The sequence below is a fragment of the Stenotrophomonas sp. a6 genome (assembly GCF_030913325.1).
GTDB classification, from domain to species: domain Bacteria; phylum Pseudomonadota; class Gammaproteobacteria; order Xanthomonadales; family Xanthomonadaceae; genus Stenotrophomonas; species Stenotrophomonas maltophilia.
Window position 1 is genome coordinate 3,469,305 of record NZ_CP133161.1, and the last position, 18,588, is coordinate 3,487,892.

Below are 18,588 nucleotides of genomic sequence, written 5' to 3' on the forward strand. Positions count from 1 at the left end.
GCGACACCGCGGCGGCACCTTCAACTCAGAACGATACCTCGACCGGCTGCCGCGACCACAGCACCGATTGATGCTTGGTCTGCTGCTTCCACGCCAGGCGGATCGCTTCGATGTCGGCGCGGCGCTGCGGGGTGTCCTCGTGCAGCACCACCAGCACCTTGGTGCGCAGGCGGTTGGGCGCGGCATCACCGCGGAACAGCCATTGGCCATAGGCATCGAACACGGTCAGGCCATCCGGGAAGCGCGGAGTGACTTCCTTGTCCAGGAAGGTGCGCCACTGCGCCTCGCTGATGGTATCGGCCTGCGGGCGGTTGCCGGCGCCCTGCTCCTCGCCCACGCCGAAATACAGCTCGCTGCGCACCCAGCCGTGGCCGGCGGACGGGCGTGCAGCATCGCCCTTCAGTTCGGCGGTGGTGGCCGTGGCATAGGCGCTGGGCGCCTGCGAGGACAGGCTGGCGCAGCCACTGGTGGCCAGCAGCACGGCGAAGACGAGGCCAAGGTGTTTCATCGGTACAGCTCCGGGGAAGGGGGACAAGGCGAGCCGGCAGCGTACAGCGCCACCGGCCCGGCGTGCTGATGCCAGCAGGGCATCAACTCATGCCGGACCGGCAGGGGCTTGCATCGGCACCGGTCATCACGCGAAGATAATATATCGCTTCATCCGGATGGATGTAAGTGAAACCATCTCCCCCCTTCCCCGTCGTCGTTGTTGCTGGAGCCCCCATGTCCGTCCGCCTGCCCGCGTCGCCGCTCGGCCTCGCTATCGCCCTCGCGCTTTCCTCCGCCGCCGTCCCGGCCCTGGCCCAGGACGCCACCAACCTGGACACGGTGATCGTCACCGGCACCCGTGCCGCCGACCGCACCGTGCTCGAATCCACCTCGCCGGTGGATGTGCTCACCGCCGAGGACATCCGCAAGGCCGGCGTGGTCAACGGCGAGCTGGGCAGCGCGCTGCAGGCGCTGTTGCCGTCGTTCAACTTCCCGCGCCAGTCCAACTCCGGTGGCGCCGACCATGTGCGCGCCGCACAGTTGCGCGGCCTGTCGCCGGACCAGGTGCTGGTGCTGGTCAATGGCAAGCGCCGCCACCACACCGCGCTGGTCAACACCGACAGCAAGATCGGCAAGGGCACCACCCCGGTTGATTTCAATTCGATCCCGGTCAGCGCGATCAAGCGCATCGAAGTACTGCGTGATGGCGCTGGTGCGCTGTATGGCTCGGATGCGGTGGCCGGTGTGATCAACGTGATACTCGACAACGGCGGCGACGGTGGCGAGATCGAGGCCAGCTACGGTGCCAACCACACCGACCTCAAGCCGATCGGGCGTACCCTCACCGACGGCCAGACCGGCAACATCAGCGCCAAGGTCGGCACCTCGCTGGGCGAGGACGGCGGCTTCCTGCGCGTCGGCCTGGAATACAAGCATCGCAACGGCACCAACCGTGCCGGCTTCGACCAGATTCCGCCGTGGGACCAGACCCCGGGCAACCTGGCGCTGCAGGGCAAGCGCAACTATGTGCTGGGCGATGGCAAGAGCAAGGACATCAACCTGTGGCTGAACACCGAGATCCCGGTGGGCCAGACCTCGACATTCTATGCATTCGGCACCTTCAACCAGCGCGATACCGAAGGCGCAAACTACTTCCGCTACCCCGATGGCGATGCCAACTGGAAGCAGGTCTATCCGAATGGGTACCGGCCGATCTCCGAGGGCGAGAACCGCGACGTGCAGGCCGTGGCCGGTGTACGCGGGCAGTGGGGCGAATGGAGCTACGACGGCAGCCTGGACTACGGCCAGAACGACTTCACCTACCGCCTGCGTGATTCGCTCAACGCCTCGCTGGGCCCGACCAGCCCGACCCGCTTCAAGACCGCCGATTACGAATACGCACAGACCGTGGGCAACTTCGACCTGAGCCGCGTGTTCACCCAGAACGACAGCATCAGCCACACCCTGGGCCTGGGCGTGGAAGCGCGCCATGAGCGCTACCAGACCCGTCCCGGCGACCCGGCCAGCTATGCGGCCGGCCCGTACACCGACCGCCCGACCGGTTCGCAGGCCGGTGGCGGCTTGACCCCGCAGGACGCGGCCACCCTGTCGCGCGACGTCGCCAGCGCCTACGCCAGCCTGTCCAGTCAGTTCGGCGAGAAGTTCTCCACCGATCTGGCCGCGCGCTACGAGCACAACGACGACTTCGGCGGTGAACTGACCGGCAAACTCGGCCTGCGCTATGAATTCACCCCGGCGTTCGCGCTGCGCGGTGCCATCTCCAACAACTTCCGTGCGCCGTCGCTGGCACAGATCGGCTACGAATCCACCTCCACCGGCTACAACGCTGGCGGCCAGCTGGTGCAGGGCCGCCTGTTGTCGGTCAACAACCCGATCGCGCGTGGCCTCGGTGCGCAGAACCTGAAGCCGGAGAAGTCGATCAATACCTCGCTGGGTTTCACCAGCCGAATTGGCGAGCACTTCGACCTGTCACTGGACTTCTTCCAGATCGACATCGACGATCGCATCGCGCTGTCGGAGAGCATCACCGGCGATGCACTGACCGACTACGTGGCCGCCAACTACGGCGTCAGCGGCCTGCAGAGCGCCAGCTTCTTCGTCAACGCCGCCAATACCCGCACCCGCGGCGCCGAGCTGGTGAGCAACTGGCGCCAGTCGCTGGGCGATGGCCAGCTGCTGCTGACCGGCACCTATGCGTACACCAAGACCACGCTGAAGAACGTGCTGGCCACGCCGGCACAGCTGCGTGCACTGAATCCGGACTACGTGCTGTTCGGCATCGAAGAAACCAACACGCTTACCGATGCCACGCCGCGTACCCGCGGCAGCTTCTCTGCCGCGTGGAGCAACGACCACTGGTCGCTGAGCACCCGTGTGAACCGCTACGGCAGCGCCACCCGCGTGTTCAACTTCGGTGACGGCTACATCCCGCGCCAGACCTACCAGGCCGAGTGGCAGCTGGATGCGGAGGTCGAATACCGCATCACTCCGCGCTGGAGCGTGGCCATCGGCGGCCAGAACCTGACCGACAACTACCCGGATCGATCCAACAGCGATATCCACTACTTCGGCAACCTGCCGTATGACGTGCTGTCGCCGATCGGCAGCAACGGCGCGTACTACTACGGTCGCGTCCGCTATACGTTCTGATCGCATTGGGCGGGTGCGGACCGTTGGTCCGCACGCCTGAAATGGTAGTGCCGGCCGCTGGCCGGCAACTTCGTGATCGGGGTGCGGATCTGCTTTGGGTGGGTGCGGACCGTTGGTCCGCACTGCTGCCGTGCCGACCAACGGTCGGCACCCACCGAAGCAGCGCCGTAGCCTGCCCTCGACCCCGCGTACACGCCCACGCTGGCAAGCTGGACGTCATGGCTGAACCGCTCCCCCTGCGTCCGCCACCGCCATTGCTGGACGACGCCTGTGCGTTGTTCCTCGATGTCGATGGCACCCTGATCGAATTCGCTGCACGCCCGGATGCCGTGCAGCTGCTGCCGGATGTGCGTGAAGCCATCGGCCGCATCAGCGACCGCCTGGAAGGTGCCGTGGCACTGGTCAGTGGTCGCCCGCTTGAACAGCTGGATCAACTGTTCGCCCCCCTGCAACTACCCGCCGCCGGCCTGCACGGCCATGAGCTGCGTGGCGAAGACGGTCGTGTGCTGCGCGACGAACACGACGACGACACCGCCGAATGGCTGCACGCGCTGCACCAGCAGGCGATGCGCTTCGCCCATGGGCATCCTGGCGTGCTGGTGGAAGACAAGGGCGTCGGCCTGGCCTTGCACTGGCGCGGTGCGCCGCACGCCGCCAGCGATGTCCGCGCGTTCGCTGACCGCCACGTGCGTGGCCGCACCAGCTACCGCCTGCAGCCTGGCGACCATGTGGTCGAGTTCGTGCCTGTCGGCACCGACAAGGGCCGTGCCGTGCGCCGGATGATGCAGTACCTGCCCTTCCGCGGCCGCCTGCCGGTGTTCCTCGGTGATGACCTCACCGACGAATTCGGCTTCGATGCCGCCAACGGCCAGCATGGCTGGAGCGTGCTGGTGGGTGAACGTGAACCCAGTGCGGCCGTGTTCGCGCTGCCCGACATACGCAGCGTGCACGCCTGGCTGCGTGAGAATGCCTATTGACCCGGCCAACCCCCACGGCCGCAACCGAGATGTACCGCGTGATGACCCAACCCGATCTTGATCTGGGCGTGGTCGGCAACGGCAGCTTCGGCGCCCTGGTCGACAAACATGCCCGCGTTGTCTGGAGCTGCCTGCCCACCTTCGACGGCGACCCCACCTTCTGCGCCCTGCTCGGCCCCAACCGGCAGACCGGCGGCGACTTCGCCATCGAGCTGGAGGACTTCGCGAGCAGCGAGCAGGAATACCTCACCAACACTGCGATCCTGCGCACCGTGCTGCGTGACACGCAGGGCGGCGCATTGGAAATCCTCGATTTCGCCCCGCGCTGGCGGCAGAACGATCGCTTCTACCGTCCGGTCAGCCTGATCCGCCAGGTGCGTCCGCTGGCTGGCAGCCCGCGCATCACCGTGCGTGCGCGACCCCTGGCGGACTGGGGCGCACACGTGCCCGAATCCACCTGGGGCAGCAACCATGTGCGCTGGATCCTGCCGGAGCACGTGCTGCGGCTGACCACCGATGTGCCGGTGCGCTTCGTGCGCGACGGTCTGCCGTTCGTGCTCAGCCATCCCATCCACCTGATCCTGGGCGTGGATGAGTCACTCAACCGCTCGATCAGCGGCTACGTGCAGGAAGCCTTCCAGCGCACCCGCGACTACTGGCGCGAGTGGGTGCGCTACCTGTCCATTCCACTGGAATGGCAGGACGCGGTCATCCGCAGCGCGATCACGTTGAAGCTGTGCCAGTACGAGGACAGCGGCGCGATCATCGCGGCGATGACCACTTCCATTCCGGAAGCACCCGGCAGCGTGCGCAACTGGGACTACCGCTACTGCTGGCTGCGCGACGCGGCCTTCGTGGTGCGGGCGCTGAACCGTCTCGGCGCCACGCGCACGATGGAACAGTTCCTCGGCTACATCTTCAACCTGGCCACCACCGACGGCACGCTGCAGCCGCTGTATGGCATCGGCTTCGAGGCCAAGCTGGACGAAGACGAAGTGCCCAGCCTGTCCGGTTATCGCGGCATGGGCCCGGTAAGGCGCGGCAACCTGGCCTGGGTGCAGCGCCAGCACGATGTCTACGGCAGCGTGGTGCTGGCCTCCACGCAGCTGTTCTTCGACCGGCGCCTGCAGGACCCGGGTGATGCACACACCTTCGCCCGCCTGGAACCCCTGGGCGAACAGGCCTTCGCCCTGCACGACGTACCCGATGCCGGCCTGTGGGAATTCCGCGGCCGCACCGAAGTGCACACCTACACCAGCGCGATGTGCTGGGCTGCCTGCGACCGCCTGTGCAAGATCGCCGTGCGCCTGAAGCGCGATGACCGCGCGCATTACTGGCGCGAGCGCGCCGACACCATCCACGCGCGCATCATGGCCGAATCCTGGAACGAGGAGCTGGGCCACTTCACCGATACCTTCGGCGGCCATCGGCTGGATGCCTCGCTGCTGCTGCTGGCCGATATCGGTTTCATCGACGCGCTGGACGCCCGCTTCATCGCCACCGTCGATGCCATCGGCCGCGACCTCAAGCATGGCAATTCGCTGTACCGCTATGTCGCGCCGGATGACTTCGGTGAACCGGAAACCAGCTTCACCATCTGCACATTCTGGTACATCGACGCGCTGGCCGCGATCGGGCGCATGGATGAAGCACGTGAGATGTTCGAGCTGCTGCTGAAGCAGCGCAATCACCTGGGCCTGCTGTCGGAGGATCTGGCCTTCGACAGCGGCGAGGCCTGGGGCAATTTCCCGCAGACCTATTCGCACGTCGGCCTGATCACCGCCGCAATGCGCCTGTCGCGGTCCTGGCAGGAGGCATCGTGAGTCGTCTGGTCGTGGTTTCAAACCGTGTGGCCGTGCCCGGCGAGAACCGCGCCGGCGGCCTGGCTGTCGGCCTGCTGGCTGCCCTGAAGGAACGCGGTGGCCTGTGGTTCGGCTGGAGTGGCAAGACGGTGAAGGAAGGCAGCGGCACGCTGCACCGGCAGAAAGACGGTGACATCGACTACGTCACCATGGACCTGAGCAAGCGTGAGGTCGATGGCTACTACAACGGCTTCGCCAACCGCACCTTGTGGCCGCTGCTGCACTTCCGCCTGGATCTGGTCGACTACGACCGCGGCACCCGCGAGACCTACCACAAGGTCAACGCGCTGTTCGCCGACAAGCTCGCGCCACTGCTGCGCGAGGACGACATCGTCTGGATCCACGACTACCACCTGATCCCCCTCGGTGCGCTGCTGCGCGAGCGCGGCATCGGTTGTCGCATAGGCTTCTTCCTGCATATCCCGATGCCGTCTGCCGACCTGCTGCAGGCGATGCCCGACCACCTGCGGCTGTTCTCCGCGCTGTACGCCTACGACCTGGTCGGCTTCCAGACCCAGCGCGACGCTGATCGCTTCCAGACCTACCTGCGCCTGTTCGGCGGCGGCCGCGTGCTCGACAACGGCGAGCTGGAAGCACCGGGCGGGCGCCGCTTCCGTGCCGCCGCCTTCCCGATCGGCATCGACACCGAGCTGATCGCACGCCAGGCCGGCACCGCGGCCACCAAGGCCGCCGTGAAGAACCTGCGCGCCAGCCTGCGCGATCGCCAGCTGGCGATCGGCGTGGATCGCCTGGACTATTCCAAGGGCCTGCCCGAACGCTTCCTTGGCTTCGAGCGCTATCTTGAGCGCCACCCCGACCAGCGCGGCTCGCTGACCTACCTGCAGATCGCCCCGGTCTCGCGCGGCGATGTCACCGAGTACCGGCAGCTGCGCAGCCAGCTGGAACAGATCGCCGGCCACATCAACGGTGGCCACGCCGAACCTGACTGGACGCCGCTGCGCTACGTCAACCAGAACTTCACCCATGCCACCCTCACCGGCTTCTACCGGGCGGCGGCGGTCGGCCTGGTCACGCCGTTGCGCGATGGCATGAACCTGGTGGCCAAGGAATACGTGGCGTCGCAGGACCCGGAAGATCCCGGCGTGCTGGTGTTGTCGCTGCTGGCCGGCGCTGCCGACGAACTCAAGCAGGCATTGCTGGTGAACCCGCATGATCTGGACGGCGTGGCCGACGCCATCGCCACGGCAGCAACGATGTCACTGAGCAGGCGCAAGGAACGCTGGCACGCGATGATGGATCACCTGCGCACCTACGACATCAATCACTGGCGCCGCAGCTATCTGGACGCGCTGGAAGGCTGAGGAAAAAAGGGGACGGAGGGGATCAAGGCAGTTGTGCACAAACGCCTTGATCCCCTCCGTCCCCTTGTTCATTCAATCCAGGAATCGCGCTGCCTGCTCCGGTGCGGGCAGATGACAGGCGTCGTGCCGCCCGAACCAGCGGTAGCGGTTGCGCGCCAGCGCGCGGTACGCGGCATCACGCCAGCCACGCGGCACTGCCCGCAACACGCCGATCAGGCGCCAGGCGCTGCCCAGCCCCGTCAGCACGCGCAGGATCGCATCGGTATCGGTCCAGGCACCCTGTGCGTCCAGCAGCAGGAACGACATCGGGTCCTGCGGGTCCAGCCCGTGCGCGCGCAACATCGCGCTGCCCTGCTGCCCCTGCATCGCCGCAAAGCGGTAGCGCCCGGCGCGGTCGAAACGCAGCAGGAAGCGCACCCAGCGGTTGCACAGCGCGCATACGCCATCGAATACGATCACCGCGCTGCCCGCCTCGGCGGCGGCCTCACTGCGGTTCGAGCCAACCTTCATAGCGGATCAGGGCTCCCGCCCAGGGCAGCGTCACATCGACCAGGAAAGTGTACCGCTCACCCTGCCAGGCTTCGCGGCAACGCACGCCACCAAACCAGCGCCTCGGCAACGGCAGCAGCCCGAACGCCCAGACCCGGCGCACCGACCAGTCGATGCCACCCTCGCGGGCCTGCAGATCAAACTCGAAGCGCACCGCGCCCAACTGCTCGCGCAGGCAGCCCTCGTGCGCCCACAGCCGCGACACCATCGGCCAGCGGCCAAACTGCCGCGCCCACTGCTCGCCCTGCCCATGTGCGCTGAACGCCACTTCGGTGGGCAGCGCGTCACCGTCCTTCGGCAGCCGCGCCAACACAGCCAGCAGCGGCACCAGCCAGTGCCGCCCCCTCACGATGCGCGCCTGCCCCACGTAGCGGCAGGGCAACGGCGCGGCATGCAGCGCCTGCACCGGCGCGGCCAGGGTGGCGAAGGCCGGCCCCAGCACGCGCGCGAACAGCGGCAAGGTCAGGGCGCGATCCAGGCCAGCGTCGCCATGCGCCCGGTGCGACGGTCGCGCCGGTGCGAATACAGGTCCGGATCGGCCATGGTCGACACCGTGCCGCCGTGGACCTGCGCCGGGTCCATGCCCGCCGCCTGCAACCGCTGCCGCGCCAGCGCGAACAGGTCCACCTTCCAATGGCCTGCGCGGGTGGCCACGAACGCCGCCTCGGCGGCCGGATCATGGCCGACGAAGGCGTGGTAGACCTCCTCGCCGATCTCGTAGTCGGCCGGTCCGGCGGCCGGGCCCAGCCAAGCCCGCAGCTGCGCCGGCGGCGTCTGCATGGCGGCCACGGTGGCCTCCAGCATGCCATCGGCCAAGCCACGCCAGCCTGCGTGGGCCGCGCCCACCTCACTGCCATCGGCGGCGGCAAACACCACGGGCAGGCAGTCGGCAGTCAGGATCGCCAGCACCACGCCCGGCACCGAGGTCGCTGCGGCATCGGCCACCGGCTCGCTTGCGCCGGGCACCGGCGGCGCGGTGAAGCGCAGCACGGTGCTGCTGTGCACCTGGCGCAGCCAGTGCGGTGTCGAGGGCAGTCCCAGCCCCTGCTGCAGCAGCTGGCGGTTGTGCTCTACGTTGGCTGGGGTATCACCGTCGGCCGCGTGCCGGTTGCCCAGGTTGAACTGCGCGAACGGCGCCGGCGAAATGCCCGCACCGTGCCGACGCGTGGTCAACGCATGGACGCCCGGCGGCGCCGGCCAGTCCGCCTGCAGCACGGGCAGCGCGGCGGCCATCACCAGCGGTCCCGCTCGCGCGCGGCGAAGGCCTCGCTGTCTTCGCGCAGCACCTTCATCAGGTGCAGCATGTCCTCCGGCACCGGCGCGGTGTTGCGCACCAGCTCACCGGTTATCGGGTGCGTGAACTCCAGGGTCTCGGCGTGCAGGGCCTGGCGCTTGAAGCCACGCAGCGCGGCCACCAGCTCATCGCTGGCCCCCTTGGGCAGCTTCAGCGCACCGCCGTACAGCGGGTCACCGATGATCGGATGGCGCACATGCGCCATGTGCACGCGGATCTGGTGGGTACGGCCGGTTTCCAGGCGGCACTCCAGCGCGGTGTGCGCACGGAAGCGCTCGCGCAGGCGGTAGTGGGTGATCGCTTCCTTGCCGTCCTCGCGCACCGCCATCTTCAGGCGGTCGCGCGGGTGGCGGTCGATCGGGGCATCGGCGGTGCCGCCGGCCACCAGCGCACCCATCACGATGGCCAGGTACTGGCGGTGCACGTCGCGTGCGGCCAGCTGCTCGACCAGCGCGGTCTGCGCTTCCAGGGTCTTGGCCACCACCATCACGCCACTGGTGTCCTTGTCCAGGCGGTGCACGATGCCCGCGCGCGGCAGCACCGCCACCGACGGGTCGCGGAACAGCAGGGCGTTGACCAGGGTGCCGCTGTGGTTGCCCGCGCCCGGGTGCACCACCAGGCCGACCGGCTTGTTGATCACCAGCAGGTGCTCGTCCTCGAACAGCACGTCCAGCGGGATGTCCTCCGGCTGGGCGTCGGTCTGGGTTTCCAGCACCACGTTGAGGGTCACCACCTCGCCACCGCGCAGCGGATCGCGCGGGCGCACCTGGGCGCCGTCCAGCAGGACCTCCCCGGCCTTGATCCACTCGGTCAGGCGCGAACGCGAGTATTCGGGGAACAGTTCGGCCACCACGGCGTCGAAACGGCGGCCGGCAGCGGTGTCGGGGACGATGGCCTGGCGGGCCGATTCAGAGGGTTGTTCAGACATGGCAGGGGGCATTCTTTGAAATTTTGGGGTCCCGGCGGCCGGTTTCAGTCGCTGGACAGGACACTAGGCTATCATCGACCCTTCGTATTCCAGCCGCGTCCCGCCTTGACCTCATGATCCGACGCTCCTCCATGCTCTCCGCGCCCGTCCGCCTCACCGCCCTGCTGCTGGTGCTGGTCATCGCCGCCACCGGCTGCCACCGTGGCGCCAAGAAGGGCGATCGCCCCGATGAAGGGACGCCGGTCGAACAGTTGTACGAGAAGAGCCACAAGCTGATGCAGGGTGGCAACTGGAGCGGGGCTGAAACCAGCTTCCGCCGCCTCGTGGCCCAGTATCCGTACGGCCCGTATACCGAACAGGCGATGATCGAAACCGCCTACGCGCAGTACAAGGCCGGCAAGCACGACGATGCGGTGTCCAGCATCGACCGCTTCATCCGTACCTACCCGACCCATCGCAACATCGCGTACCTGTACTACCTGCGCGGCCTGGCCAACTCCAACCGCAGTACGGTTTTCCTGCGCCGCGTATGGTCGCTGGATGCCAGCCGCCGCGATCTGTCCACGCCGCACCAGGCGTATTCGGACTTCAACATCGTGGTGGACCGTTACCCGAACAGCCGCTACGCCGCCGATGCGCGCCAGCGCATGCTGGAGCTGCGTGACGTGTTCGCCCAGCATGAGCTCGACAACGCCCTGTACTACATGCGCCGCGGCGCCTGGGTCTCGGCCGCCGGCCGCGCCAACTACCTGCTGGAAACCTATCCGCAGAGCGCGTTCCAGTACGATGCCGTCGCCGTCCTGGCCGATTCCTACACCCACCTGGGCAACAAGACCCTGGCCGACGACGCCCGCCGCGTCCTGCAGCTGAACCAGCCGGACCACCCGTGGCTGGAAGGCAAGTGGCCGAAGTACCCGTGGATGATCCGCAAGCTGAACCCGTTCGCTGGCGAAAAGTCCGCCAGCACCGGCCAGCGCAACGCGCGACTGGAAAAGAAGTAAAAGAAGGCCCCGAAAGGGGCCTTTTCTTTGTCGGCAGATCCACACCATGCGTGGAGGGTTCGTGCGCCCATGGACCACGACACTAGGAATTCTACGAATCCCCGGCGGATGCGACGCCGGTCCCAATCGGCGTAGGCGAGGCCCTCCACACTACGGCGCAACGGCCATCCCGGCCGTGAAGGAGCGCCCCATGACCCCACCGCCCCGCCGTTTCCACCCGCTCGCCTGCCTCCTCGCCACTGCCCTGCTGGCGCTGTCCTCGGGCCCCGTGGCGGCTGCCTCACCCGCACCGGGCGATCTGCTGTCTGCTGCCCCCTATCGCGCGCCATGGGTGCCGTCCAAGGCCGCGCAGGCCTACAAGCTGCACTACCGCACCCCGGATCATCGCGGCCAGCTGGCCGAAGGCACCGGCCTGCTGTACCTGCCCGCCGGCGCGGCGCCTGCAGGCGGCTGGCCGGTGGTGTCCTGGGCACATGGCACCCAGGGCATCGCGGATCGCTGTGCGCCCTCGGTGTCCGGCCCCTACCAACCCGAACGCGACGGCCGCTTCCTCGATCAGTTCCTGGCACAGGGCTATGCGGTGGTTGCTGCGGACTACCAGGGCCTCGGCAGTCCAGGTGACCATGCCTATCTGCATGTGCGCACTGCCGCGCGCAATGCCATCGACCTCGTCAAAGCCAGCCGCCAGTATCTGGGCACCGCAACGCTGTCGCCGCGCTGGGTCTCGGTCGGCCATTCGCAGGGTGGTGCCGCCGCGCTCACTGCCGGGCATCTGGCGCCCACCTATGCTGGCCCGTCGCTGCACTACCGCGGCAGCTTCACCACCGGCACGCCCACCGCCGTCGAGCTGACCGCACTGGTGATGAAGCCGGACAACCGCACCGCCAATCCTGGCGCGCTCAACGCGTATCACGCGTATCTGCTCGACGGTCTGCTGCAGGTTGCGCCGCAGATCGACCGCGTCCTCAGCGACACCGGCCGCACCCGCGTGGCAGTGGCACGCGAGCAGTGCCTGGGCGAACTGGCCACCACGCTGGACGGCGCGGATACCGGCAGCATGTTCACCGCACCGCTGACCAGCGTGCCGGGCATCTGGGCCGTGCTGTACGACTATCTCGGCGTACCGCGCCGCGGTTTCAGCCAACCGCTGATGCTGGGCCACGGCAGCGAGGACCGCGACGTCCCCTATCTGACCACCCTGCTGTATGCCGCAGGCCTGGCGCTGCGCGGCGAGCCGGTAGCGTTCCGGCGCTACCCGGTCGACCATCGCGGCACGCTGGACGCTGCGGCGGCGGATGGCCTGGCATTCGTACGAGCCCGGCTGGGGGACGGCCACTTCAACGACGCTGCGGAAACCGCCGGCCTCGAACAGCTGCTCGACGACGCCCGGTAGATCCACGCCATGCGTGGATGCGCGGGATACGGGTTGCCGGCCAGCGGCCGGCACTACCAAAGGCAGTAGATCCGCGCCATGCGTGGATACGCGGGGTACGGGTTGCCGGCCAGCGGCCGGCACTACCTGCCAACGGCTACCTCAACCCTTGTAGCCGTTGCTGATCGGGTAGCGACGCTCGCGACCGAAAGCGCGGCGCGACACCTTCGGGCCTGGCGCGGCCTGGTGCCGCTTCCACTCGCTGATGCGCACCAGGCGCAGCACGCGGTCGACCACGGCCGCGTCATAACCGGCGGCAACGATCTCCGTGCGCGACTGCTCCTGGTCGATGTAGCGGTACAGGATGCCGTCCAGCACGTCATAGGCCGGCAGCGAGTCCTGGTCCAGCTGGTTCTCGCGCAGTTCGGCCGACGGCGGGCGGCTGATCACCGCCGGCGGGATCACCGGCGCACCGCCCACGGTATTGCGCCACTTGGACAGGCCGAACACCTCGGTCTTGTACAGGTCCTTCAACGGCGCGTAGCCACCGCACATGTCGCCATAGATGGTGGCATACCCGACGGCGTACTCGCTCTTGTTGCCGGTGGTCAGCAGCAGCCCTCCGAACTTGTTGGCCAGCGCCATCAGGATCACGCCACGGCTGCGCGACTGCAGGTTCTCTTCGGTCACGTCCGGCGCAGTGCCTTCGAACATCGGCGCCAGCGATTCCATCAGGCCCTTGAACGCCGGCTCGATCGAGACCGCTTCCAGCTTCACGCCCAGTGCCTGGCACTGCTCGGCGGCCAGGTCGTTGGACATGCCGGCGGTGTAGCGCGACGGCAGGCGCACAGCGGTGACGTTCTCGGCGCCGAGCGCGTCGACCGCCAGCGCCAGTACCAGCGCCGAATCGATGCCACCGGACAGGCCCAGCCAGACCTTCTTGAAACCGTTCTTGCGGCAGTAGTCCTGGATGCCACGGGTCACCGCGCGCCAGGCCAGCGCGTCCATGCTCTCGTCGCCGTCGTCCATCCACACGTGCGGCATGAAGCGACGCGTTTGGCCGTCGTACTCCACCACCAGCCACTGGTCGACGAAGGCGGCGGCGGCGGGGTGCACCGTGCCATCACCATCGGCCACCACCGAGGCGCCATCAAACACCAGCGCATCCTGGCCACCAACCACATTGAGATAGGCAATCGCTGCCCCGCTCTCGCGGGTGCGTGCGGCCAGCACCGCATCGCGCTGGGCGTGCTTGCCGCGCTCGTACGGCGAGGCATTGGGTACCACCACCAGCTGCGCGCCGGCGCGCACGGTGTCGGCCAGCGGCTCGGCGAACCACAGGTCCTCGCAGATCAGCAAACCCACCGGAATGCCGTTGACCTCGAAGACGCAGCTGCCACCGTCCGGATCAACATCGAAGTAGCGGCGTTCGTCGAACACGGCGTAATTGGGCAGCTCACGCTTGCGGTAGGTCTGCTCGACCAGGCCATCGCGCAGCACGCTGGCGGCGTTGTAGACCACCGCGCCAGCCGCCTGCGGCCAGCCGACCACCGCCGTGATGCCGCGGCAGGCACCGGCGATGCGCATCATTGCCTGCTCGCACTCGTACAGGAAGCCCGGGCGCAGCAGCAGGTCTTCCGGCGGATAACCGCTCACCGCCAGCTCGGGGAACATCACCAGCTCGGCGCCGTACTCGTCGCGCGCCTGGCCGATCATCTCGATGATGCGCTCGGTGTTGCCGGCGACGTCGCCGACCGGGAAGTCGAACTGCGCCATCGCGATGCGGATCGAAGCCATGGGAATCCAGCCTGTGGTTGCAATGCCGCCATTGTAGCGCTGCGCCATGCGCGCGCCGGGCGCGCTCGCTGCGTGGACAGCCCCGGCTCAGTAGATCCACGCCATGCGTGGATGAGCTTGCCGGGATGGCCAGGGCGCCAGACGCAGAAAGGCCGCCCGGAGGCGGCCTTTCTGTTTTGCAGCAGCCGGTGGGAAGAGCAGTCGACTAACAGTCGACTCTACAATCCCCCGCCCAGCGGTCTTACTTGACCAGCTTGGCGATGGCAGCGCCCAGGTCGCCCGGCGAGCGGACGGTGACAACACCGGCAGCTTCCATCGCGGCGAACTTGCCTTCAGCAGTGCCCTTGCCGCCCGAGGCGATCGCACCGGCGTGGCCCATGCGCTTGCCGGCCGGAGCCGACGCACCGGCGATGAAACCGACGACCGGCTTCTTCACGTGGTTCTTGATGTACTCGGCGCCGGCTTCTTCAGCGTCGCCGCCGATTTCGCCAACCATGATGATGCCTTCGGTCTGCGGGTCTTCGTTGAACAGCTTCAGGCAGTCGACGAAGTTCAGGCCGTTGATCGGGTCACCACCGATGCCGATGCAGGTGGACTGGCCCAGGCCGACTTCGGTGGTCTGCTTGACCGCTTCATAGGTCAGGGTGCCCGAACGCGACACGATGCCGATCTTGCCCGGCTGATGGATGTGGCCCGGCATGATGCCGATCTTGCACTCACCCGGGGTGATGACGCCCGGGCAGTTCGGCCCGATCAGCACGGTGTCCGGATGCGAACGGGTCAGCACGTTCTTGACGCGCAGCATGTCCAGCACCGGGATGCCTTCGGTGATGCAGACGATGACCTTGATGCCGGCAGCAGCGGCTTCCAGGATCGCGTCAGCCGCGTACGGCGGCGGCACGTAGATGACCGAGGCGTTGGCGCCGGTGCTCTGCACGGCGTCGGCAACGGTGTTGAAGACCGGCAGGTCGATATGGGTGGTGCCACCCTTGCCCGGGGTCACGCCGCCGACAACCTGGGTGCCGTACTCGATCATCTGAGTGGCGTGGAAGGTGCCCTGCTGGCCGGTGAAGCCCTGCACGATCACCTTGGTGTTCTTGTTGATCAAAACAGACATTGGAATTCCTTGGTGTCGGTATCAGGCGGCGTTCTTGACAGCTTCAACGATCTTCTTGGCGCCATCGTTGATGTTGTCAGCCGGGATGATGGCCATGCCGCTGTCACGCAGCAGCTGCTTGCCTTCTTCCACGTTGGTGCCTTCCAGGCGCACCACGACCGGAACCTTGACGCCCACTTCCTTCACGGCGGCGATGATGCCTTCGGCAATCATGTCGCAGCGGACGATGCCGCCGAAGATGTTGACGAAGATGCCTTCGACCTTGTCCGAGGACAGGATCAGCTTGAAGGCTTCGATGACGCGCTGCTTGTTGGCACCGCCGCCCACGTCCAGGAAGTTCGCCGGCTCGCCGCCGTTGAGCTTGATGACGTCCATGGTGGCCATGGCCAGGCCGGCGCCGTTCACCATGCAGCCGATGTTGCCGTCCATGGTGACGTAGTTGATGTCCAGTTCCGAAGCGATCACTTCGGTCGGATCTTCCTGGGTCTTGTCGCGCATGGCGACCAGGGCCTTCTGGCGGAACGCGGCGTTGTCGTCGCTGTCGAACTTGCCATCCAGCGCGTACAGGTTGCCGTCGTCCAGGATGGCCAGCGGGTTGATTTCAACCAGGGCCAGGTCCTTTTCGTTGAACAGGCGGTACAGGTTCACCATGATGCTGGCGAACTGGCCGGCCTGCTTGGCGGTCAGGCCCAGCTTGAAGCCGAAATCGCGGCCGTGGTAACCCTGCACGCCTTCGACGAAGTCGACGTTCAGCGAGTGGATCAGCTCCGGGGTTTCAGCAGCGACCTGCTCGATCTCCACGCCGCCTTCCGAAGAGGCGATGTAGGTGATGGTCTTGGTGCCACGGTCGACCAGCACCGACAGGTACAGTTCCTTGACGATCTCGCCGGCGGTGGTCACCAGCACCAGGTTGACCGGCAGTTCAACGCCAGCGGTCTGGTAGGTGGCCATCTTGGTGCCGAGCATCTTGGCCGCAGCGGCCTTCACGTCGTCGGTGGTCTTGCAGAACTTGACGCCGCCAGCCTTGCCGCGGCCGCCAGCGTGGATCTGCGCCTTGACCATCCAGGGGCCCTGGCCCAGGGAGTTGGCAGCGGCAACCGCTTCGTCCGGGGTCGCAGCGACCTTGCCGGCCGGGACCGGGATGCCGTACTCGGCAAGCAGTTGTTTTGACTGGTATTCGTGGAAATTCATGCGTCACCGTGGGAATAGGAACGACCGCACGCAATTCCTCAGGGCCCCGGCGGGGCGCCGGCATGGACCGCGGCGGGCCCACTATTGTGGCCGAGCCGGCGCCGGGGCGCAAAGAAGTCTGTACAAAACGCCAGACGCGGGCAGATTTCCACGGTCATTCAGGCAGTTGCACCCGCGCCGGGGCTGGCCACCGGTGTCCGCAACGGGCCAAATGCGCGATCCGGACCACTTCGGCGGCGCCCGGCCGGGGGCCCTATACTGCCCTTCGCAAACGCGACGTGCCGGCCCGGCTTCAGGGGACGCCGGGCAGGCCCGCCGCAGAATCCAGACCCAGGCAGCCAGAAGGGGAGTTCCGGCGTGTCACCCAGTGCTTCATTGATTGACCGCATCGAATCGATTCCGCGGCGTGAACTGTATTTCTTCGCGCTGTACCGGGTGCTGATCGCTACGGTCATTGCCGCCCTGCTCTACAGCCCGTTGTCGGCCATGGTCGGCGAAGCCCACCACCCGCGGCTGGCCGATGTCGTTGCGGTCATCTACCTGGCCCTGTCGCTGCTGGCCCTGGTGGTCGGCCGCAACGAACGCTGGCTGCGCCCGATCGTGGTCAGTGGCGTGCTGGTGGATATCGTGGCCGCCACCCTGCTGTCGCACGCCCTGCCCGGCGCCAGTGCCGGTATCTCGATGTCGCTGCTGTTCAACATCGCCGCCGCCGCCACCCTGCTGCCGCTCAGCCTGGGGCTGGGCCTGGCGCTGGCCGCCAGCCTGGCCACCGGCGTCGAGTACACCTGGAAGCTGCTGGAAGGCGGCGACCCCACCCGCACCCTCGCCGAACTGGCGATGTTCGCTACCAGCTACCTGGCGCTGGCCTTCATCAGCTTCCAGGTGGGCAACCGCGCCCGCCGCAACCAGCAGCTGGCCAACCAGCGCGGCGATGAAGTCGCCAACCTGTTCCAGATCAACGAACTGATCATCCGCCGCATGCGCACCGGCGTGCTGGTGGTGGACGCCGACAACCGCATCACCCTGGCCAACGAAGCCGCCTCGATGCTGCTGGGCGACAACGACGGCAACGGCGAAAGCGGGCGCCTGGACCTGGCCAGTGCCGCACCGGAACTGGCGCGCCGGCTGCAGCGCTGGCGCAATGGCTGGGCACAGGACGAACTGCCGCTGCAGCTCAACCCCGACCAGCCGGAAGTGCAGCCGCGCTTTGCCCGCCTGCTGGCCGGCAGCGACCTTGCGCTGGTGTTCCTGGACGATTCCAGCGTGGTCTCGCGCCGCGCCGAATCGCTCACTCTGTCGGCGATGGGCCGCTTCTCGGCCAGCCTGGCGCACGAGATCCGCAATCCGCTGGCGGCGATCAACTATGCCGTGCAGCTGCTCGAGGAAGGCACCGGCTTCAACGAAAGCGACCGCCGCCTGCTGCAGATCATCCGCCAGCAGTGCCAGCGCACCAACGGCATCGTCGAGAGCGTGCTGGGCCTGGCACGGCGCGAACGCGCCACGCCCGAGAACGTGGACCTGGTCGCCTTCGTGCGCCGCTTCGTGCTGGAGTACAAGCAGGGCCAGACCCTGGAGACCGACAGCATCGAACCGATCATCAGCGACACATCGGTGATGGCCCAGGTCGACGCCAAGCATCTCTACCAGGTGCTGACCGTACTGGTGCACAACGCACTGAAGTACGGCCGCATCGGCCAGCAGCCTGCACGGGTGCGGCTGCGCGTGGCCCAGCACGAACGCAGCGCGGTGATCGACGTGATGGACCGTGGCCCGGGTATCCCGGAGAGCGTGGCTGCGCAGCTGTTCCGGCCCTTCTTCACCACGTCCGAGCATGGCACGGGACTGGGCCTGTACATCGCGCGCGAGCTGTGCAGGGCCAACCAGGCCCGCCTGGACTACATCGCGGTGCCGGCCGGTGGCTCCTGCTTCCGCCTGGTGCTGCCCGGTCCACATACGCTGCTGCCGAGCTGATCCCCATTCTGTGCGTCAAACATTTGTCGCTTCCAGCCCCCTCGTTTA

15 protein-coding genes are annotated in these 18,588 nt (G+C 67.2%); 7 read left to right on the plus strand and 8 right to left on the minus strand.

The window, feature by feature from the left end; genetic code table 11:
* Positions 1–25: 25 nt before the first annotated feature.
* Complete coding sequence (locus tag Q9Q79_RS15975) at positions 26–508, minus strand: DUF3574 domain-containing protein (RefSeq protein WP_010481551.1); 483 nt, start codon at positions 506–508, stop codon at positions 26–28.
* Positions 509–723: 215 nt separating this feature from the next.
* Here Q9Q79_RS15975 and Q9Q79_RS15980 point away from each other — a divergent pair, with 215 nt between their 5' ends.
* From Q9Q79_RS15980 to otsA, 4 genes are all read left to right on the plus strand, one after another.
* Positions 724–3,159, plus strand: a complete 2,436-nt coding sequence (locus Q9Q79_RS15980; RefSeq protein ID WP_201861965.1) for a TonB-dependent receptor — start codon at positions 724–726, stop codon at positions 3,157–3,159.
* Positions 3,160–3,377: 218 nt separating this feature from the next.
* The gene (gene otsB, locus Q9Q79_RS15985) at positions 3,378–4,136 is read left to right on the plus strand and encodes a trehalose-phosphatase (RefSeq protein ID WP_005410783.1); all 759 of its coding nucleotides are present in this window, start codon (positions 3,378–3,380) and stop codon (positions 4,134–4,136) included.
* A 41-nt stretch (positions 4,137–4,177) separates the two neighbouring features.
* Complete coding sequence (locus tag Q9Q79_RS15990; protein WP_201861967.1) at positions 4,178–5,959, plus strand: glycoside hydrolase family 15 protein; 1,782 nt, start codon at positions 4,178–4,180, stop codon at positions 5,957–5,959.
* On the plus strand, positions 5,956–7,320 hold the full coding sequence (otsA, locus tag Q9Q79_RS15995; RefSeq protein WP_005410785.1) for an alpha,alpha-trehalose-phosphate synthase (UDP-forming): 1,365 nt from the start codon (positions 5,956–5,958) through the stop codon (positions 7,318–7,320). Before Q9Q79_RS15990 ends, otsA begins: the two co-directional genes overlap by 4 nt.
* Before the next feature lie 72 nt (positions 7,321–7,392).
* On the opposite strand, the gene Q9Q79_RS16000 is transcribed toward otsA, so the two are convergent.
* Genes Q9Q79_RS16000 through rluD form a run of 4 tightly spaced genes read right to left on the minus strand, consistent with a single transcriptional unit; the run spans position 7,393 to position 10,091 of the window.
* Positions 7,393–7,830, minus strand: coding sequence for a thiol-disulfide oxidoreductase DCC family protein (locus Q9Q79_RS16000; protein ID WP_005414298.1), 438 nt, complete (start codon positions 7,828–7,830; stop codon positions 7,393–7,395).
* Entirely contained in the window at positions 7,805–8,329 is a 525-nt protein-coding gene (locus tag Q9Q79_RS16005) for a DUF4166 domain-containing protein (protein WP_005414299.1), read from the minus strand. The genes Q9Q79_RS16000 and Q9Q79_RS16005 overlap by 26 nt, the downstream gene beginning before the upstream one ends.
* Positions 8,330–8,331: 2 nt before the next feature.
* Positions 8,332–9,102, minus strand: coding sequence for a peptidoglycan editing factor PgeF (gene pgeF / locus Q9Q79_RS16010; protein WP_005414300.1), 771 nt, complete (start codon positions 9,100–9,102; stop codon positions 8,332–8,334).
* Complete coding sequence (gene rluD, locus Q9Q79_RS16015) at positions 9,102–10,091, minus strand: 23S rRNA pseudouridine(1911/1915/1917) synthase RluD (protein ID WP_005410789.1); 990 nt, start codon at positions 10,089–10,091, stop codon at positions 9,102–9,104. The genes pgeF and rluD overlap by 1 nt, the downstream gene beginning before the upstream one ends.
* 113 nt (positions 10,092–10,204) lie before the next feature.
* Between rluD and Q9Q79_RS16020 the strand changes: the two genes are divergently transcribed.
* Together Q9Q79_RS16020 and Q9Q79_RS16025 are read left to right on the plus strand one after the other, a co-directional pair.
* The gene (locus tag Q9Q79_RS16020) at positions 10,205–11,092 is read left to right on the plus strand and encodes an outer membrane protein assembly factor BamD (RefSeq protein WP_024956778.1); all 888 of its coding nucleotides are present in this window, start codon (positions 10,205–10,207) and stop codon (positions 11,090–11,092) included.
* Between the two features lie 190 nt (positions 11,093–11,282).
* Positions 11,283–12,485 carry a lipase family protein gene (locus Q9Q79_RS16025; RefSeq protein WP_060380470.1) on the plus strand — a complete coding sequence of 401 codons (1,203 nt, stop codon included), beginning with the start codon at positions 11,283–11,285 and terminating at the stop codon, positions 12,483–12,485.
* A 141-nt stretch (positions 12,486–12,626) separates the two neighbouring features.
* On the opposite strand, the gene Q9Q79_RS16030 is transcribed toward Q9Q79_RS16025, so the two are convergent.
* The 3 genes from Q9Q79_RS16030 to sucC form a co-directional block, all read right to left on the minus strand.
* Positions 12,627–14,261 carry an NAD+ synthase gene (locus Q9Q79_RS16030; RefSeq protein ID WP_024956776.1) on the minus strand — a complete coding sequence of 545 codons (1,635 nt, stop codon included), beginning with the start codon at positions 14,259–14,261 and terminating at the stop codon, positions 12,627–12,629.
* A gap of 241 nt (positions 14,262–14,502) precedes the next feature.
* Positions 14,503–15,378, minus strand: a complete 876-nt coding sequence (gene sucD / locus Q9Q79_RS16035; RefSeq protein ID WP_005410793.1) for a succinate--CoA ligase subunit alpha — start codon at positions 15,376–15,378, stop codon at positions 14,503–14,505.
* 21 nt (positions 15,379–15,399) lie between these two features.
* Entirely contained in the window at positions 15,400–16,569 is a 1,170-nt protein-coding gene (sucC, locus tag Q9Q79_RS16040; RefSeq protein ID WP_004154430.1) for an ADP-forming succinate--CoA ligase subunit beta, read from the minus strand.
* Between the two features lie 357 nt (positions 16,570–16,926).
* On the opposite strand from sucC, the gene Q9Q79_RS16045 reads away from it, so the two are divergent.
* The gene (locus Q9Q79_RS16045; protein ID WP_201861968.1) at positions 16,927–18,540 is read left to right on the plus strand and encodes an ATP-binding protein; all 1,614 of its coding nucleotides are present in this window, start codon (positions 16,927–16,929) and stop codon (positions 18,538–18,540) included.
* Positions 18,541–18,588 lie beyond the last annotated feature (48 nt).

Excerpts from the sequence above, each read along its gene's own strand:
- Q9Q79_RS15980 (WP_201861965.1), top strand. The coding sequence starts at position 724 with ATGTCCGTCCGCCTGCCCGCGTCGCCGCTCGGCCTCGCTATCGCCCTC.
- Q9Q79_RS15990 (WP_201861967.1), top strand. The coding sequence starts at position 4,178 with ATGACCCAACCCGATCTTGATCTGGGCGTGGTCGGCAACGGCAGCTTC.
- otsB (WP_005410783.1), top strand. The coding sequence starts at position 3,378 with ATGGCTGAACCGCTCCCCCTGCGTCCGCCACCGCCATTGCTGGACGAC.
- Q9Q79_RS16025 (WP_060380470.1), top strand. The coding sequence starts at position 11,283 with ATGACCCCACCGCCCCGCCGTTTCCACCCGCTCGCCTGCCTCCTCGCC.
- sucC (WP_004154430.1), bottom strand. The coding sequence starts at position 16,569 with ATGAATTTCCACGAATACCAGTCAAAACAACTGCTTGCCGAGTACGGC.
- Q9Q79_RS16030 (WP_024956776.1), bottom strand. The coding sequence starts at position 14,261 with ATGGCTTCGATCCGCATCGCGATGGCGCAGTTCGACTTCCCGGTCGGC.
- rluD (WP_005410789.1), bottom strand. The coding sequence starts at position 10,091 with ATGTCTGAACAACCCTCTGAATCGGCCCGCCAGGCCATCGTCCCCGAC.
- Q9Q79_RS16000 (WP_005414298.1), bottom strand. The coding sequence starts at position 7,830 with ATGAAGGTTGGCTCGAACCGCAGTGAGGCCGCCGCCGAGGCGGGCAGC.
- sucD (WP_005410793.1), bottom strand. The coding sequence starts at position 15,378 with ATGTCTGTTTTGATCAACAAGAACACCAAGGTGATCGTGCAGGGCTTC.
- pgeF (WP_005414300.1), bottom strand. The coding sequence starts at position 9,102 with ATGGCCGCCGCGCTGCCCGTGCTGCAGGCGGACTGGCCGGCGCCGCCG.
- Q9Q79_RS15975 (WP_010481551.1), bottom strand. The coding sequence starts at position 508 with ATGAAACACCTTGGCCTCGTCTTCGCCGTGCTGCTGGCCACCAGTGGC.
- Q9Q79_RS16020 (WP_024956778.1), top strand. The coding sequence starts at position 10,205 with ATGATCCGACGCTCCTCCATGCTCTCCGCGCCCGTCCGCCTCACCGCC.